Annotated in this window: 17 protein-coding genes and 1 tRNA gene; 10 read left to right on the top strand and 8 right to left on the bottom strand. The window is 47.6% G+C overall.

All coding sequences use genetic code 11. From position 1 onward, the window contains the following. Positions 1 to 60 precede the first annotated feature (60 nt). Together HQN60_RS06060 and HQN60_RS06055 are read left to right on the top strand one after the other, a co-directional pair. The gene (locus tag HQN60_RS06060; protein ID WP_173532806.1) at positions 61 to 1,020 is read left to right on the top strand and encodes a YcjF family protein; all 960 of its coding nucleotides are present in this window, start codon (positions 61 to 63) and stop codon (positions 1,018 to 1,020) included. Positions 1,021 to 1,512: 492 nt separating this feature from the next. Beyond that, a complete protein-coding gene (locus HQN60_RS06055; protein WP_173532805.1) occupies positions 1,513 to 2,160 on the top strand; it encodes a YiaD family glycine zipper/OmpA-like lipoprotein in 648 nt (215 codons plus the stop codon). 77 nt (positions 2,161 to 2,237) lie between these two features. On the opposite strand, the gene HQN60_RS06050 is transcribed toward HQN60_RS06055, so the two are convergent. Continuing rightward, positions 2,238 to 2,516, bottom strand: a complete 279-nt coding sequence (locus HQN60_RS06050; RefSeq protein WP_173532804.1) for a peptidylprolyl isomerase — start codon at positions 2,514 to 2,516, stop codon at positions 2,238 to 2,240. A gap of 249 nt (positions 2,517 to 2,765) precedes the next feature. Here HQN60_RS06050 and HQN60_RS06045 point away from each other — a divergent pair, with 249 nt between their 5' ends. Then, positions 2,766 to 3,290, top strand: coding sequence for a DUF6841 family protein (locus HQN60_RS06045; RefSeq protein WP_173532803.1), 525 nt, complete (start codon positions 2,766 to 2,768; stop codon positions 3,288 to 3,290). Between the two features lie 102 nt (positions 3,291 to 3,392). Then, entirely contained in the window at positions 3,393 to 3,899 is a 507-nt protein-coding gene (locus tag HQN60_RS06040) for a hypothetical protein (protein WP_173532802.1), read from the top strand. 125 nt (positions 3,900 to 4,024) lie between these two features. On the opposite strand, the gene HQN60_RS06035 is transcribed toward HQN60_RS06040, so the two are convergent. Then, positions 4,025 to 4,101, bottom strand: a tRNA-Gln gene (locus tag HQN60_RS06035). 221 nt (positions 4,102 to 4,322) lie between these two features. Between HQN60_RS06035 and HQN60_RS06030 the strand changes: the two genes are divergently transcribed. Then, positions 4,323 to 5,117 (top strand): energy transducer TonB family protein, encoded by a 795-nt coding sequence (locus tag HQN60_RS06030; RefSeq protein WP_173532801.1) that lies wholly within the window; start codon positions 4,323 to 4,325, stop codon positions 5,115 to 5,117. A 217-nt stretch (positions 5,118 to 5,334) separates the two neighbouring features. Here the strand turns inward: HQN60_RS06030 and HQN60_RS06025 are convergent, their stop codons facing one another. Continuing rightward, complete coding sequence (locus HQN60_RS06025; RefSeq protein ID WP_173532800.1) at positions 5,335 to 5,973, bottom strand: cell wall hydrolase; 639 nt, start codon at positions 5,971 to 5,973, stop codon at positions 5,335 to 5,337. Between the two features lie 236 nt (positions 5,974 to 6,209). On the opposite strand from HQN60_RS06025, the gene HQN60_RS06020 reads away from it, so the two are divergent. After that, positions 6,210 to 6,764 carry a nucleotidyltransferase family protein gene (locus HQN60_RS06020; RefSeq protein WP_173532799.1) on the top strand — a complete coding sequence of 185 codons (555 nt, stop codon included), beginning with the start codon at positions 6,210 to 6,212 and terminating at the stop codon, positions 6,762 to 6,764. 33 nt (positions 6,765 to 6,797) lie between these two features. Here the strand turns inward: HQN60_RS06020 and HQN60_RS06015 are convergent, their stop codons facing one another. Together HQN60_RS06015 and HQN60_RS06010 are read right to left on the bottom strand one after the other, a co-directional pair. After that, positions 6,798 to 7,583 carry a hypothetical protein gene (locus tag HQN60_RS06015; RefSeq protein ID WP_173532798.1) on the bottom strand — a complete coding sequence of 262 codons (786 nt, stop codon included), beginning with the start codon at positions 7,581 to 7,583 and terminating at the stop codon, positions 6,798 to 6,800. A gap of 121 nt (positions 7,584 to 7,704) precedes the next feature. Continuing rightward, positions 7,705 to 8,247, bottom strand: a complete 543-nt coding sequence (locus HQN60_RS06010; RefSeq protein ID WP_173532797.1) for a DUF924 family protein — start codon at positions 8,245 to 8,247, stop codon at positions 7,705 to 7,707. 70 nt (positions 8,248 to 8,317) lie between these two features. Between HQN60_RS06010 and HQN60_RS06005 the strand changes: the two genes are divergently transcribed. Further along, positions 8,318 to 9,268: an SAM-dependent methyltransferase gene (locus HQN60_RS06005; RefSeq protein ID WP_173532796.1), complete on the top strand. Its 951-nt coding sequence runs from the start codon at positions 8,318 to 8,320 to the stop codon at positions 9,266 to 9,268. Here HQN60_RS06005 and HQN60_RS06000 read toward each other — a convergent pair. Next, positions 9,262 to 10,191: a TraB/GumN family protein gene (locus tag HQN60_RS06000; RefSeq protein ID WP_173532795.1), complete on the bottom strand. Its 930-nt coding sequence runs from the start codon at positions 10,189 to 10,191 to the stop codon at positions 9,262 to 9,264. The two genes, HQN60_RS06005 and HQN60_RS06000, sit on opposite strands and share 7 nt — an antisense overlap. 152 nt (positions 10,192 to 10,343) lie before the next feature. Beyond that, positions 10,344 to 11,414, bottom strand: coding sequence for a patatin-like phospholipase family protein (locus HQN60_RS05995; protein WP_173532794.1), 1,071 nt, complete (start codon positions 11,412 to 11,414; stop codon positions 10,344 to 10,346). Between the two features lie 137 nt (positions 11,415 to 11,551). Here HQN60_RS05995 and HQN60_RS05990 point away from each other — a divergent pair, with 137 nt between their 5' ends. The 3 genes from HQN60_RS05990 (at position 11,552) to HQN60_RS05980 (ending at position 14,188) form a co-directional block, all read left to right on the top strand. Beyond that, a complete protein-coding gene (locus HQN60_RS05990) occupies positions 11,552 to 12,313 on the top strand; it encodes a sulfite exporter TauE/SafE family protein (RefSeq protein WP_173532793.1) in 762 nt (253 codons plus the stop codon). A 119-nt stretch (positions 12,314 to 12,432) separates the two neighbouring features. Continuing rightward, entirely contained in the window at positions 12,433 to 13,542 is a 1,110-nt protein-coding gene (locus HQN60_RS05985) for a GGDEF domain-containing protein (protein WP_173532792.1), read from the top strand. Between the two features lie 265 nt (positions 13,543 to 13,807). Continuing rightward, positions 13,808 to 14,188, top strand: coding sequence for a hypothetical protein (locus tag HQN60_RS05980; RefSeq protein ID WP_173532791.1), 381 nt, complete (start codon positions 13,808 to 13,810; stop codon positions 14,186 to 14,188). A 50-nt stretch (positions 14,189 to 14,238) separates the two neighbouring features. On the opposite strand, the gene HQN60_RS05975 is transcribed toward HQN60_RS05980, so the two are convergent. Next, the gene (locus HQN60_RS05975) at positions 14,239 to 15,246 is read right to left on the bottom strand and encodes a M14 family metallopeptidase (RefSeq protein ID WP_173532790.1); all 1,008 of its coding nucleotides are present in this window, start codon (positions 15,244 to 15,246) and stop codon (positions 14,239 to 14,241) included. Positions 15,247 to 15,306 lie beyond the last annotated feature (60 nt).

The raw sequence follows: 15,306 nt of genomic DNA, 5'->3' as shown, positions 1-15,306 counted from the left end.
CATTGGGAACAAAGCCATAGCGAATGGGTCTAGTAAAAAACCACTTTATAAGGGCACATCATGCAAGCCGCACAACAACAAGCCATTCTCACCATTGCGCTACTGGCCGCGTTTGCCGATGGCAATAATGATGAGCGCGAGCGCGAACATATCCGCGGATTGGCGCAATCTTTAGGCCAAGACAGCGGCATTGATTTAACCCGCTTATATCAAGATGTTTTATTTAAGCGCGTGAACTTAGCCTCAGTGTGTATGCAATTGAGTAGCGAGGCCGAGCGCCAATTTGCCTATGAGATGGCGGTGTGCGTCTGTGATGCCGATGGCAGCACCAGCGCGGCAGAACAACAATTTTTAGCCGAGCTTAAATCGTGCTTAGCCCTCAACAACCCGACAACCACCTTGTTTCAGCAAGAAGCGGACTCCTTGGCCGCGGCCGGACAAAACAGCACGCCCTTATTCACGAACCAGCCAATCAACGCTCAGCCCACCAGCCAGCCGATTGTTGATCAAGCGGCTATCGATAGCAGTATTTTAAAATCTGCCATCCTCAATGGCGCACTCGAGCTGCTGCCGCAAACTTGGGCCTCGGTAGCGATTATCCCACTGCAAATCAAAATGGTTTACAACATTGGCCAACGCTATGGCTACGAATTAGATCAAGGCCATATCCGCGAATTTTTATCCACCGTCGGTGTGGGCTTAACTTCGCAATATCTCGAACAATTTGGCCGTAAACTGGTCGGTGGTTTGTTCGGTAAAGTTGGCGGTAAATGGGGCAAGACTTTAGGCGGCGCAGCAACGGGCATGGCATTTTCTTTTGCCAGCACCTATGCCCTAGGTCAAGTTGCCAAACGCTATTACGCTGGCGGGCGCCAAATGAGCGCAGCGTTACTCCAGCAGAGCTTTCAAGAAACCTTGGCACCAGCAAAAGATCTGCAAACCAAATACCTGCCTGAGATTCAGCAGCGAGCTAGTACGCTCAATGCCACTGAAATCATGGCCTTAGTTAAAGGCAAGTAAAGGGTATATCATCGCAGCCTTTTTTCATAAAAGGCTGCATTACAATACCCTTTAGTACCGCAGTTAATGTGAACCAAAACTAAGCAGAGCAAGATCTAATCGATCAGATCGCGCGAAACAAGCCAAACCACGCCCAGCTGAATCAGCATCAAAAGTACACTTCAATCTCTTGCGATCGGCAGTCAATGCCAGCGCGAGCTGCACCATACCCATCCATCAAAATGCTTTAAACATCCAGAATAATCGCCGCCAAGCCAACGCCTTGGCGGAATAAACGCGTCGAGTTTCAACCTTTCCTCCCCCAAATCGACCATTGAGCTGAAGACAAAAACAGCGTGAAATTTTTGCTTATGATGGTTCATCCGCCGCCAAAAACGCAATGGACTACGGATAATGTGATGAGAATCACCTGAATTTGGGTAATTTTCTATAGCTTAATGGCATAGATAGTGTTTTGATTGCCCTTATCAATTTTTATGAAAGGAATACACCATGAAACGTGCTCTTTTACCCGCATTGGTTGCTTTCAGCTTGGTCGCAACTGGCTGCTCAAACATGTCAACAACACAAAATTCAGTGCTTGGTGCCCTCGGTGGCGCAGCCCTTGGCGCGGGGATTAGCAAGGCCTCTAAAGGTAGCCATACTGGCCGTGATGCAGCAATTGGTGCCGCAGCGGGTGCCTTAGGTGCTTACCTCTGGTCATCAAATATGGAAAAGCAACGCCTCGCCATGGAACAAGCAGCGCAAGGCACTGGTATTGAAGTCAGCAAAACACCCAACAATGAATTGAAACTCGAAATCCCGGCAGATTTCTCATTTGCCGTCGGTAGCTCAACCATTAAACCAAGCATGCAACCGATTTTGAATCGCCTAGCGCAAACACTCAATCAAAACAAAGCAACACAAGTACGCATTGTGGGCTACACGGACAATACCGGTAGCGATGCGATCAATAATCCATTATCAGTGAATCGTGCCGCAGCAACGCGTAACTATCTCGCCAGCCAAGGCGTGGCCAGTCAGCGTATGACAATCGACGGCATGGGCTCAAGCAACCCAGTGGCCAGCAACGACACCGCAGCGGGTCGTGCACAAAACCGCCGAGTGGAGATTTTTGTTGCCGAGCCAGCACAGCAATAAACACTGCCTGTGCAATTGGGCATAAAAAAAACACCGCCATTTTAAATTGGCGGTGTTTTTTTATTCGCGCAGGCTGCTTAACCGCGGCTAGTAACCACCAATAAGTGATAACCAAATTGCGTTTTCACCGGACCTTGCACTTCATTTAATGGCGCGCTAAAAACGACTTTATCAAACTCAGGCACCATCATGCCAGGGCCAAACGAACCCAAAGCACCACCTTGTGCTGATGATGGGCAGTTTGAATTGGCTTTAGCAACGGCGGCAAAATCAGCACCCGCTAAGATTTCTTGTTTCAGTGCTTCGCACTGGGCTTCAGTTTTTACCAATAAATGGCTGGCAGTAGCTTGAACCATGAACAACTCCTACAAAGACTTGGCTTTAATTAAATGAATACAACTGAATATTTTTATAGATGGCGATGAAAGTCATAATTTCAAGCAGAACAACCCGATTCAATCGATCAACAGCATGGTCGTTGCAAAGCAGGAAAATCTGCATCCAAAAGTGCATCACTATATAAGTAAAAACCCATACTTCATTGAGAATCATTTATAATTTACTAACAAACAATTTTGAAGTCGGTTTAAAGAAAGGTTTTCTGAATGAATTTAGAAGAATTTTTTGAAGACTTTGCCACGGTCTACACCAAACTCGATGTCGATGGCGTCTGCAATTTATTTGCCATGCCTTTTTTTACGCTCATCAATGAAGAACGCACCGATTGGCCCGAAATGGATGCGCTACGTGAAACCACGCACGCATTATTTACTTGGTACGCAGCACAAGGCTTTCACGACGCCACCTATACCATTCTCAGCATCATGCAAATCAGTGCTGATTTAGCCAGCGCTCAATTACGCTGGCGCGTCATTCGCAATGATGGCAGCCCATGGGAATACCAAACCAGCTATCACCTCAAGCGTATCGAGCAAACGTGGAAAATCGCCGGAGTGATCCAATTTGAAAATGGCGCGGCCGCCCACAAAATCCATTTTTATGATCCAGAACGTCGCAAACAGCAAACGCCGCTATTGGATGTGGATCGCCGCAAACAACAAGCCCCACTATTAGTGCAAGCCGAAGAAGCGCTGCGCGATATCATTCATCGACCAATTCAGCACTCATAAATTAGTTTGTTTATTTTATGCAACAGCATGTAGTTAGTTTTTACTTACTACATCAGTTTGAGCTTATATATAAACCATGTGTCATCGCCGCCGAGTGCCATCATGGAAAAAACTATTTATTCTAAAACCTCAATCGGCCAACAAGAAATAGCGCAGCGCAGCGGTTTAATCAGCCAAAAAGAGCGGCAGATCTTGCTCTTGATTGATGGCAGCCGACATCATTACGCTTTGATTGAAATGCTGCCACAGATCGATGTAGTCGAGATTCTTTTAAAGCTACAAAATCTGGGATTAATCAACTCAGCAACACCGGAACAAATCCTCAATCAACGCACATTCACCGGCCCGAGCACGCTCGCACCCGATCTAGGGCAAGACCTTAAGCAGCAGCGCCAAATCGAAGCCGCACGCCAAGTGATTATGCAAGTGACGCAAGAATATCTCGGGCAAAATTGGGAGCAGCGCTTGGCTGAATTATTGAGTAGCGTTCGTCGTGCAGAAGATTTTGCCCCGATTGTCGAACAATGGGGTATTGCACTGCGCCGTTCCGGCTACCGAGGTGCCGCCGATCTAGGCGAGCGAGAAGTCAAAGCGGTCTTAAGCAACTAAGCAAGGTAACAGGGGGGTATTTATAGCTAGCTTATATTCATAAAGCGCTGCCGATAAATACATCTGAATTAAAAATTGCAGGCAATAAAAAAGAGCCGCATCGCGACTCTTTTTTATACAATTCTTGGCAGGGGAAGAAGGATTCGAACCTTCGCATGCTGGAATCAAAATCCAGTGCCTTAACCAACTTGGCGACTCCCCTAGCGACTAGCCTTGTTGACTGTGTGAATCACATTCAGCAAGTTAGGGGGCGGATAATACCCTATATTTTTTAAAACGGTAAGTCTTTTTTTAAAATATTTTTGTTTTTTTTGCCATTCTGATAAAAATCAGTACTTTAGCGCCCAGCAATATATTCAACATCGCCCGCCTATCCAAACTTCACGATAGAATGAAGCCGCTTTCCCACTCGGATTTTTTTGCATGTCGCATCATGATTTCGCCATTCCTGCTCAAACGCCCCAACACTGGCTGTTGCAGGCGCTTATCTTGGCGATTCTATTGCATCTGCTGGTATTGCTGATTCCAGCCCAAGAACCCCAAAAGCCCAAATCCGCCAGCGGTGGCGCAATCGAGATGACGCTGCAACAACGGCAAACACCCAAAGTTACGCCGCCCGAACCCAGCCCGCCGTTGATGACCAAAGCCGCAAGCGCCGAAAAGCCGCTATATCGTGCCAAGCCGGCACCAAAAAAAGTCGTCGCCGCCAGCATGGTCAAAACGCCAGTGATTCCGAGCAACAATAAAGAAGTTGAAATCACCGGGCTAGATACCGCAGTCGGCACCAGCCGGCAAGGCAAGCCATTACTCACGCACTATGCCGATATTAAACACCTCGAAGCACCGCAAGCCGAAGACGGGGCAATTCGCAGCCAAAGTTCAGACAAAAACAAAGCGATTTTTGGGATTTGGGAGCGACAAACTCGGCAAAAAGTAGAACGCATCGGCCAGCAAAATTTCCCGCGAGATGACAATGGCCGAGCGCTATTTGGCTTAATGCAATTTCGGGTCGTCCTCAATGCCGACGGCAGCATTGCGGCGCTCAGCCTCACCCGAGAATCGGGCAATCCCAAGCTGGATAAAGATGCCTTGCAAATCATTCGACTTGCCGCACCATTTGGCCCGGTCCCTGCCGAGCTACTCGATGCTAATCGGCAGATTATGCTGCTACGCTATTATGAATTTGTCGATGAGCGCCACGTGCGCTGGCAACAATAATGCCGCCAACCGTGCTTAAAATTCGTGAGCTACAGTGCCAGCAATGTGGCCAACTCTTTCACTGCGGTAGCGGTGGCAACAACGGTGGCTGCTGGTGTATGAACCTGCCACAGGGCCTACCGCTACCGAGTCAAGGCGATTGCTATTGCCCGCAATGTCTTAACGATATCGTCCGTACTCACGGCATAATTCAATCGCTAGAGAACGACGCAATGCTTTAACAGCGTCGATGATCGTAAAAAATATGCGAGCCCATCACCTTGGTGCGCTCAATTGACGCCGAGCGTGACCAGCTCGGGTTAACGCTCTTGGCGTGATACAACAAAGAGCCATTGGGTTTCGCGCCCTGCGCGATATAGTTTTCGACCAAGGCTTTAACCTTGGCATAGGTTTTCGGTTCGATCGCTTTAGCTGCAGCTAAAGTACGCGGCGTGCCACGCTGCCAAGTCCAAGAAAACTGTTTGCGTTGATACACCACATCATGCACGGTATCGGGATAACACGCCGAATCCACCCGCGCCATCGTGACGCCCAATACCGCCAAAATACCGGCATTCGATTCGCCACGCGCCTCATTAAACGCATTCAAAATCAGCGCATCAATATCTTTTTGGCTAAACACATAGCCATTATCCTTACACGCTTTAACCTCTGATGCAGTTAAAGTCTCCGATGCGCTTGCTGCAGATGTCGCAGACGCCGCAGCAGCCGACGAATCGCCTGTGACTTTATTCGCGACTTCACTGGCAATCTGCTGAGTGGCTGTCGACGGACTTGGCACCGATTCATTCAATGCACAGCCAGCGAGCAAACTGCACGCTACTAAAATTTTTGTTAGTTGAACTGCTATCCCCATTCACTCTCCTTTTGCTAGCACTCATCCATTCATTCTGGGTAGAACGCGACACCATTCAAACAGGGTGTTATGCATTTGTTCTAAAATAATTCTGCGCATCTTAAGTAGAAAACTGATTATTTTCAGTGACATAGTTACGCCACCCCCGCCAAAACCTAAGAAAATACCCCTGCTCTGTGTATTTTTATACTCAAAATCCGCGTAAATTACTGCGCATCGTCCCCCCTTGATCACCAATGGCAAACCTGTACCGCAGCACCATTTACCACCTAAAAGCAGATCCATTTCGCATGGATTGCCTTGCCGCAGTCGCCGATTTAGCGCTGCCTTCTGCAATGATTTGTGCTGGATTGATTCGCAATTTAATCTGGGATGTTGCACATAATTATCCCAAGCCGACCCCCTTAGCGGATGTCGATGTTGTATGGTTTGATGCCGGAAATACCGATCGAATGATCGATGAAGAACTCGAAAATCAATTACAGAAGAAATTAAACGGCGTTCATTGGCAGGTTCGCAACCAAGCTAGAATGCATCTCAAATATGGCGTTCCAGCTTACAGCAGTAGCATTGATGCAGTTTTACGTTTTCCAGAAACCGCAACCTGCTTGGCCGCCCAGCAACATCCTCAACATGGACTTATTTTATCGGTCGATGCAGGGCTCATCGATGCGTGGTCACTCTGTCTGGCACACAATCGGCGCTCTGGATTGCCGCCTAACGTCGCCCAAGATCGCGCCCATCTCAAAAGATGGCAACAGCAATGGCCCAATTTATACTGGCGAACCTAAACTAGCGGCAGGCAAAGCCAACGTCAGCAGGCCCTAAGCCTGTGCCTCAAAAACAGTTTTATCCCGATCAAAGTGCGGGCTTAAATCCAGATATCGCGGGCCGCCGGCGAGATTCAATACTTGCAGTGACCAATCCCCCAGCAGTGACCGTTGCGCTGGATCAGCCTGTTGCAAGAGTGAAAACGGCTGAAATACTGGCTCACTGCTCAGTCGCTGCAATAAATCAGCGGCCGTACCCGCAAAATACGAATTGATACTCGGACGCGACAAGTCAGAGGTATCTGCGGTGATTGTTGCTGGCGATTTTGCCGGATCTTTATGCCGCGAATCTATAGGTATGTCTTGCTGGGTATTATTTAGCATTGATTGCTGACTGATACCCACACCTTCAACCTTTGCTTGATAACGAATATCCACTTCAATTTCAAAGCGCCGACCATCGGCCGTCGTCAAAGTCCCTTTGCCATTAAAATGGCTGGCATCACTCAGACGAAAAGCACTGACTTGACGACTTTGCTCCGCGCTTTGCGTCGATTGCTGCATCGCGCTAAAGCTCGATTCGGCACTTAAACTCAGCGTATCAAACTCAATTTTCATCCCCTGCGCTTGATCACCAAATAGCTGCTTGGCAAACTTGCCAATCAAATCGTCAGCCATTTTCAGGGTGGCCGAACTTAAATCATCCACTCGCTGCTGTAACGCGCTGCTCTTGATCGCCGGCGCAGCGACAGCTGATGACGCACTTGGCTGCGTATTCAGACCACGACTCAAAGTATGGCCAGCCGCAATTGCAGAATTAAATGCGCTCAGTGAATTCATGGTATTGCACTCCAACTGGATGCCTAGGGTATTGGGCTATCTGCTGCACTGCAGGTAAAACAGCGCGCTACTGAGGCTAGATATCGACGTAAAAAGCAAAAACTTCAGGCCATTCAGTCACTTAAAATGCCGATCCCGCTTGCTGCAAAAAATCTAACTCCTCGGCACTGGATACTCGGCCCAAAATCGCATTGCGATGCGGGTAGCGACCAAAGCGCTGGATAATCTGCTGATGTTGCAGTTCAAATGCCAATGAATTGGGCAGGCCCAGCGCGGTAAATAACGCCAGTGCCTGTTGATGAATGAGCAACGATTCACTGTGCATCAAAGGCAGATACAAAAAACTAGTTTGAATCGGCGTTAATTGCGCCGCAGCCCCCGCCACAATCGCCGTTTGCGCCAAGGCCAAAGCTTGCGGGTCTTGGGCAAACGCTTCGGGCTGATCGCGATAAATATTGCGCGAAAACTGATCCAACACGATGATTTCTGCCAAGCGCCCCGCAGCACTGTCACGCCAAGTAAACAACTCACCGCGTTTGGCCGCAGTATGTAATGCCAAAAACCGCTGTTCAATCAAGCGATCAAACTCACCGTTTTTCGCCCACCATAACGCCGGATCAATCTCATGAAACCAAAAATCCAACACCGCTTGCGCTTGATTCATCTTGCTCACCTTATGAATGCAACAATATGTCCATCTTAGCCACAACAGCTGGCGCTATCGTCACCGAACTATGTCTATAAAAACGCCAATCAGCCCAGAACAACGTTTGCATTTTTTACAGCAAAATCCGAGCTTTAGCCAACTCTGTACCGCCTGTCCTGCGCAATGGCAGGCGGTGCGTGGGGAGTTGGAAGGCGTTTTTGCACGACAAGATGCTGCAGAAATCAAAGCCCTCATTCGCCAATCGAGCACTCGAATCGATTACCACGCGCATTTTTTATCTGGCGAGCGCCAAGGCCGAGCTTTTGCTGAACTCGTCAGCCAACAAGAACGGCAACGCTTAATCGAACTGGCGTTGCGCCAATATGCTTTTTCAGTGGCCACTGGCGTGACCCAAGGCAAGGTTCGGTTTAATTTATGGAATGGCTTGATTGCCCAGCGCTTATTATTTGAGCGCGATTTAGTTCGCAAACCGGTATCGATGAAGCGCTTTAAATGGACTTGGCCGCTGATTAGTCAAAAGCATTTATTAATGCCTCTAGTTGCTAAACGCGGGATTTATTGTTTTTACAGCCAAGAGCTGATCGCCGGTTTAGCCCAGCTGATTGGCCAGCAACCCTGCCTTGAAATCGCCGCTGGCGACGGCACTTTAAGTCGATTTTTACGCCAACAAAATGTCGATATCACCGCTTGCGATGACTTTAGCTGGCGACAAGTCGTCGATTATCCGGCTGACGTATTACAACTGGATGCCAGTGCGGCGCTTAAACGTTTTCCAAGCAAAGTGGTTTTATGCTGCTGGCCACCGGCGGGGAATACCTTTGAAAAACAGATTTTTCGCCAGCGCGAAGTGCAAACCTATATTGTCATCGGTAGCCGTTCGCGCTTTATTACCGGTAATTGGGACGAATATCAGGCGCAATCGACGTTTGACTGGCAAGAACGCCGTGATTTAAGCCAATTAGTGCTGCCGCCAGAGCTTGGCGCTGGGGTTTGGGTGTTTCAAAGAAAAGCTCAATGAATTCGCTCAATTTTAAAGCCGCGCTGCGCCAGTAAAAACAAGAGTCCTTTGCGCCCCACCATATGCAAACTACCCACCGCCGCAAAAACGCTAGCCCCTTGCCGATGCCATTGAGCAATCCCATCGGCCAAACCCGGATTACGTCCAGCCATTAAACGCTGCATACTGGCTTTTTGCGCCGGAGTATTCAGGCAATCGCACCATTTGGCATACTGGGTGAGCGTCGTAAAATCGGACTGCTCCCATGCATTAACAATCTTCAGCGCCAGCGCTTGATCGGCCTTGCTTTCTAATTGCTGCAAGGCCAATTCATAATCTTCGCTGCTGACATTGAGCTCAGGGCCGAGCAAAGCATTCATTTGAATCGTTGGTGTTTCCAGTGCGACAACGCGCTGTTTCCCAGTTTGCGCCAAACCCAGCAACATTTGCTCGCTACCATACCCAGCCTCTAAACCCTGCGCCCTCAGCCCCAGCACACTCATACTGGCAAATAATAAGGTCGGATGAATCGCTTGCGCGGCGGTGGCTGGCAAACACACCGCAGCTAATTGCGCCGCCAGTCGTGATTGCAATTGCGGCGGCACTTGACCTGCGCCCGCTTGCGCCAATTGCGCCAGCTCGGCTTGGGTTTTAGCATCATTCGGATTGAGTTCTAGCGCCAAAATGGTACTGTTTTGCAGCGCGTGCCTCACCTTGGGGCCGGGAAATAAACCGGTGACGTGATTAATATGAATCGTGCCATACAGCCAAGAATCACGACCATTTTTGCTAATCCGCCACAAAAAACCCTGATCTTTCGCCGCCGCTTGCAACGCTTGCTGCTCACTCGCACTCAACGGTGCTGGCGCTGGCAAACATTCCGCGTGCAAGCAAGCACTGAAGAACAATAAACCGATCAATCCTAGCCAACGTCCAATCCGCATCTTTCTTCCTTCAAAACTACCGAGATGATTCATCAACAGTAATGGGTATTAAGTTGCATGCTCTATATAAAATGGCCAGTATCAATATACCCAATATTTTTACTAGCCATCGTTTGCTGTCATGCCGAATTTTTAATCGCCACCGTCCCGTATTACGACGATTGCGTTGATCGTGCCAACTGCCGCTCATGGCAATCAGTACCAGCCGATTGATCACCTTGCTGACTTACATACAGATGCGTTAAATGTTGCTGAGCATAGGCTTTGCCGGTGTGATAACCCAATTGATATAGCCGAGTTAAATTACTGCGTGACCAATCAAACACATCCGGTAACGCCTCATGGGGCACGGCTTCGAGCAAAGGTACTTTATGCAAAGTAATTCCTTCGCCATGTAGCGCCTCAAAAATTTTAACGTCATCGCGCGCAATCTCAACCAATGGCGTGATGATGGACATCACCCACGCGTCGTACAAATCTTTGGGTTTACGCAACAGTTTTTCGGCGCCAAGCAGATCAAAAATGACGATTTCTTCCAGCTCAGGATGGTTTTTACGCAAATCTTTAAAGTTCAAACAATCAATCGCCGCGCCTTCCATATAAAAATCGCCGTCAATCTCGGTCGGCGCATACAGCAAAGGAAACGATAACGCTGCCTGCAATTGCTGCACGCCGATTTTTTGCCGTGGCCAATTGGCCATTTCATGCTGGCTCAGGTTATATGCATTCACCCAAATTGCTGTGCCCGGCTGTTGCAACTGCGCAAAATCAATCACGTCTTCCACAAAAGGCGCATGCGCGCACAAACCTAAAGAACGCGAATGCATATCGCTTGGACAAGCACTGGCGATACCCAGCTGGGTGGCGTCTTTGAGCGTTTGCGATAAGGGATCTTGTGGTTGCCATTGCGCCAACATAGTTTGCAAAGGCGCCATCATTTGCCGGTAGCCATCGGCCATCGTGCCGGGTTTATTAAAGACTTTAAAATTAACAGGAAAAGCGCGGTATAAAAAATCGGCAATCCCCATCTCCTGTAAGCCACGTAATGTTTTGACCGGATCACCATTTTTGGGCGCTAAATACATCAAACCCAGCAAAGCGCCTGCGCCCGCAGTAGAGATCACATCAAATTGCAAGCCAAGCTCATGAAAGGCCTCTAAAGCGCCCGCCACCAGCGTTGCATTCGGTGCGCCGCCACTAATAATCAGTGCCGTTTTTGCCATGCTGAATTTCCAAAGGGTTGATACTGACTTATACCTTTTGCCAAAATTTACAGCAACTATTGTTTTCTACATGATCATCGCCATAGGCAGCGCGTTTCAAATCTGTAATGATGCCGACATATTGAAAGGAATCACCGATGGAAACCGCACTTTTCTTACTCATCCCAATGGCTTTTGTGGCCGGCCTGATTGATGCCGCAGTCGGTGGCGGTGGCCTTATTTTATTACCTAGCTTATTAACCGCTTTGCCCAAAGAACTGCCTGCGGCCTTACTTGGCAGTAATAAATTTACTGCTGTATGGGGTACTGCTTCAGCCGCTTTGAGTTATGTACGCCGTATACGCATACCATGGAAAGTCATTCTGCCTGCCGCAGCAACAGCCTTTATTGGCTCTTTAGCTGGCGCCCGAATCACCCATTACTTGCCCGCCGATATCATTCGGCCACTGGTGATTGTTTTGTTGGCGGTGATGCTGGTTTATACCTGGCGTAAACCAAGCTTTGGCGAGGAAGATGCCGGCCGAGTTTTAACCCGTCGCGATTTAATCTTAGGGATGGTGATGGGGGCTGCGATTGGTTTTTATGATGGTTTATTTGGCCCAGGAACTGGCTCATTTTTAATGTTTTTATTTGTGCGCTTTTTTCACTTTGATTTTTTACGCGCCAGCGCCAGCGCCAAAATCGTTAATTTAGCGACCAATATCGCCGCCTTATTATTTTTTATCCCCGCCAAACTCGTACTATTTAGCTACGCCATCCCAATGGCTATCGCTAATATTGCTGGCGCACAAGTCGGCAGCTATTTGGCATTTCGCGGTGGTAATGCGTGGATCCGACGCTTGTTTTTAATTTTAGCTGTCAGCTTACTGGCGAAACTAATTTGGCAACAGTATCACTAGCTGTTAAATAATCATGATACTACTTTCAAACATTAAAACTAAAACACTGCTGATTTGAAAGCGATTTTTTGGCTGATGTCTATACTCAAGCAATCACCCGCTCTGCTTGGGATTCAATTATGCGGCAAACCGATCAAACCTTACTCGAACAGATGAGAATCACCGAGTTTGATATCAGCCACCGCAAAACATTGGTCAATCTCAGCGGCGAAGACATTGCTTTATTGATGAACTTTAAAGCCACTGTCGTTGCCAATCTTGATACGCTCGTTAATCAATTTTACGAATTACAAACTAGCATCCCCGAAATAGCGCTACTGATTGGCGATCTCGACACGCTAGATCGTTTGCGCAATGCACAAAGAAAATACATCCTGGATTTATTCACTGGCGTGTATGACTTAGATTACGTCAACAATCGTTTACGAATTGGTCTGGTGCATAAACGCATTGGCGTTGAACCTAAGCTCTATCTATCCGGAATCCATACGCTCAAACAGCTCTTGCTCGAGCTTATTTTTAGCGCACCGATTGAGCATGAAGCCGAGCGCAATAACATTGGCTTGGCGCTTGAAAAGCTATTTATGTTTGACATCACCTTGGTGTTTGAAACCTATATCCGCAGCTTGCTCACCGAAATCGAAAGCGCAAAAAATAAATCAGAAGACTACGCGCGTTCGCTCGAGGATAAAGTACGAGAGCGCACCCAACAGCTTGAGGAAATGATCCGCACCGATCCCTTGACTGGCCTGCTCAATGTCCGTGATCTGCATGAAACGCTGACCCGAATGCTACGCGCCGCGGAACGACGCGCTGAATCGGTCGCCGTGGTGTATATCGATGTGAATGACTTCAAACAAATTAACGATGTACAAGGCCACACCAAAGGCGATCAAGTTTTACGCTACGTTGCCCAATCGATTAAGCAGATTTCTCGTAGCGATGATTATTGTTTTCGTTATGGTGGGGATGAGTTTTGTGTCTTGATGAGCCGCTGCAATAAAGTTGAAGCCGAAGCGGTTTATTTACGCCGATTGTTTGAAGAAATGTATAAATCAGAAGACTGCGTTTCACTTAGCATTGGCTGTGCTGCAACTGGGCCAGAACACTACATTTCAGCCATTGAGCTGATCGAAAAAGCCGATCAACAAATGTATGCCATGAAAAAAATTTATAAAGAATCCCAACGACTCGCTCAGCACTCAAACAATGAATCAACAGCAAAATAACAGCTTATCCACAATTTTATACACAAACCAATAAAAAGCCATAACTAGCAGGTATATCATCAAGCATCAACAAATACGTAACATATATGCAAATACATAGTTAAATATAATAACTATACTAATTTAAACCGAGAAACTAACAACTTAATCACATACTTATCCACAAACCCACTCAAGGATAACTTGAGGGCTTTAATCGTAAAATCAGCGACACACTCAGCCCTGCACACAGCAGAAAAACGGATAAATTGATCAGGAGCACATCATGCAAGCGATTCAAACCAAAGGCAAAGTCAATATTTTATCGCGAGTGGATTTTATTCGCTTAGCCACCACCGATATGGCACAAGCAGTGATTTTTTTAACTTACGATACCACCGATGAACGCACCACAAAGTCTCGCAATGCGCTGCTCGATTATTTAAGCGATATTGGGATGAATATTGAGGCACAGGCCATTGAGGCCCATAAATCAATTATTCTATTTGAATTTGCCAGTGACGCCGTTCGCGCATGGCAACAAATCAATGATCATAGCCATGCCGTTGCTGCACATGTGTTTTGGCATGGTTTACAAGATGACGCCGTACATGAAGCGATTTTAGCCGCGAAGCCAAAAGCAGTAAGTCCGTTAATTCATCCTTAGTATTAAGTGCTAGACCATATAAATTATGGTCTAGCAGCAGATACTCCGATTTAATTTCTCAAGGCGCTCAGTTGACGCTCACTTAACTGGGCAAAATAAAACCATTCATTACCCGGAACGGCACTCGGATTGGGGAACAACACAAAACCGTCGCACGGCGCGAGTTCCTGCTGGCCATCATGGCGCAGCCCAATCACTTCACCGGCCTGAACCGGATCAAAACTAGCCCAGGTTTTCACAAAAACATCATCGGCATGATGACGATCGATCACACGACTAATTTTTAAAAATTCAATATCTGTTTGCACTGGCGCGGCAGGTAAATCCGCTAATTGCAAATGCGCAATGGTATTGCGAATCCCCTGATAGGCCACTTCAGGTGAGCTGATATCAGTATGTTGACCACATTCTAAAGTTAGTGAATAACCACCATGGGCACGCATATATTCGGTAGTACCGACACCATAGCTCGGATCGGTATTGAGTAAATGCGAGCGCTCGCATTGCGGCGTATACGCCAATCGATGCTTAACCCCTTCGGCATAAGTACACAACCAGCCTTCAACAATCCGATGCGGCCCCAAGCGAACTGCTAATGCTTCTTCTTGCTCAGCATGGGAAAATGGTTGCAAATCACCCTGATTATTTTCAGGCCCGAGCATTATAAATGCTTCACCAGGATTGTTTGTTGAATGCAAATCGAGCAAAACATCATGATCGGCGAGCAATGGGCAAAGGGCATTGGCGATGCGATCTTCAAAATCTAATGGCTCATCTGTTATCCGCAAATTACGATTCAAATTTCGATCGCCATTGCGCTGCTGTTTTTCAAATGCCAGCGGGTTGGTAATGGGTACAAACGTAATTCGACCACGCAGCAAATGCAAAGCGCCAGAATCGAGCTCAGCCATCACGCGAGCGATTGCTTTAGTACCGCAATCTTCATTGCCATGCACCGCTCCAAGTACGATTAAGCTTGGACCGGCATCCAAAGCAGAATAAGTAAACGACTTCAAATGAAGGCGTTGATAAGGCAATAAATCCGCAGCACTCGTCATATAAACCTCAGAACAAAAACAAATCGTGCCCGAATTATCAGCCGAATCAATCTTGCTGTA

The sequence above is a fragment of the Deefgea piscis genome (assembly GCF_013284055.1).
Lineage (GTDB): Bacteria > Pseudomonadota > Gammaproteobacteria > Burkholderiales > Chitinibacteraceae > Deefgea > Deefgea piscis.
The sequence above is the reverse complement of the archived record's forward strand: the minus strand, read 5'-3'. Positions and strand labels throughout refer to the sequence as shown.

Excerpts from the sequence above, each read along its gene's own strand:
- HQN60_RS05975 (WP_173532790.1), bottom strand. The coding sequence starts at position 15,246 with ATGACGAGTGCTGCGGATTTATTGCCTTATCAACGCCTTCATTTGAAG.
- HQN60_RS05995 (WP_173532794.1), bottom strand. The coding sequence starts at position 11,414 with ATGGCAAAAACGGCACTGATTATTAGTGGCGGCGCACCGAATGCAACG.
- HQN60_RS06005 (WP_173532796.1), top strand. The coding sequence starts at position 8,318 with ATGTCTATAAAAACGCCAATCAGCCCAGAACAACGTTTGCATTTTTTA.
- HQN60_RS06030 (WP_173532801.1), top strand. The coding sequence starts at position 4,323 with ATGTCGCATCATGATTTCGCCATTCCTGCTCAAACGCCCCAACACTGG.
- HQN60_RS06050 (WP_173532804.1), bottom strand. The coding sequence starts at position 2,516 with ATGGTTCAAGCTACTGCCAGCCATTTATTGGTAAAAACTGAAGCCCAG.
- HQN60_RS05985 (WP_173532792.1), top strand. The coding sequence starts at position 12,433 with ATGCGGCAAACCGATCAAACCTTACTCGAACAGATGAGAATCACCGAG.
- HQN60_RS06055 (WP_173532805.1), top strand. The coding sequence starts at position 1,513 with ATGAAACGTGCTCTTTTACCCGCATTGGTTGCTTTCAGCTTGGTCGCA.
- HQN60_RS06045 (WP_173532803.1), top strand. The coding sequence starts at position 2,766 with ATGAATTTAGAAGAATTTTTTGAAGACTTTGCCACGGTCTACACCAAA.
- HQN60_RS05990 (WP_173532793.1), top strand. The coding sequence starts at position 11,552 with ATGGAAACCGCACTTTTCTTACTCATCCCAATGGCTTTTGTGGCCGGC.
- HQN60_RS06015 (WP_173532798.1), bottom strand. The coding sequence starts at position 7,583 with ATGAATTCACTGAGCGCATTTAATTCTGCAATTGCGGCTGGCCATACT.
- HQN60_RS06060 (WP_173532806.1), top strand. The coding sequence starts at position 61 with ATGCAAGCCGCACAACAACAAGCCATTCTCACCATTGCGCTACTGGCC.
- HQN60_RS06040 (WP_173532802.1), top strand. The coding sequence starts at position 3,393 with ATGGAAAAAACTATTTATTCTAAAACCTCAATCGGCCAACAAGAAATA.
- HQN60_RS06025 (WP_173532800.1), bottom strand. The coding sequence starts at position 5,973 with ATGGGGATAGCAGTTCAACTAACAAAAATTTTAGTAGCGTGCAGTTTG.
- HQN60_RS05980 (WP_173532791.1), top strand. The coding sequence starts at position 13,808 with ATGCAAGCGATTCAAACCAAAGGCAAAGTCAATATTTTATCGCGAGTG.
- HQN60_RS06010 (WP_173532797.1), bottom strand. The coding sequence starts at position 8,247 with ATGAATCAAGCGCAAGCGGTGTTGGATTTTTGGTTTCATGAGATTGAT.
- HQN60_RS06000 (WP_173532795.1), bottom strand. The coding sequence starts at position 10,191 with ATGCGGATTGGACGTTGGCTAGGATTGATCGGTTTATTGTTCTTCAGT.
- HQN60_RS06020 (WP_173532799.1), top strand. The coding sequence starts at position 6,210 with ATGGCAAACCTGTACCGCAGCACCATTTACCACCTAAAAGCAGATCCA.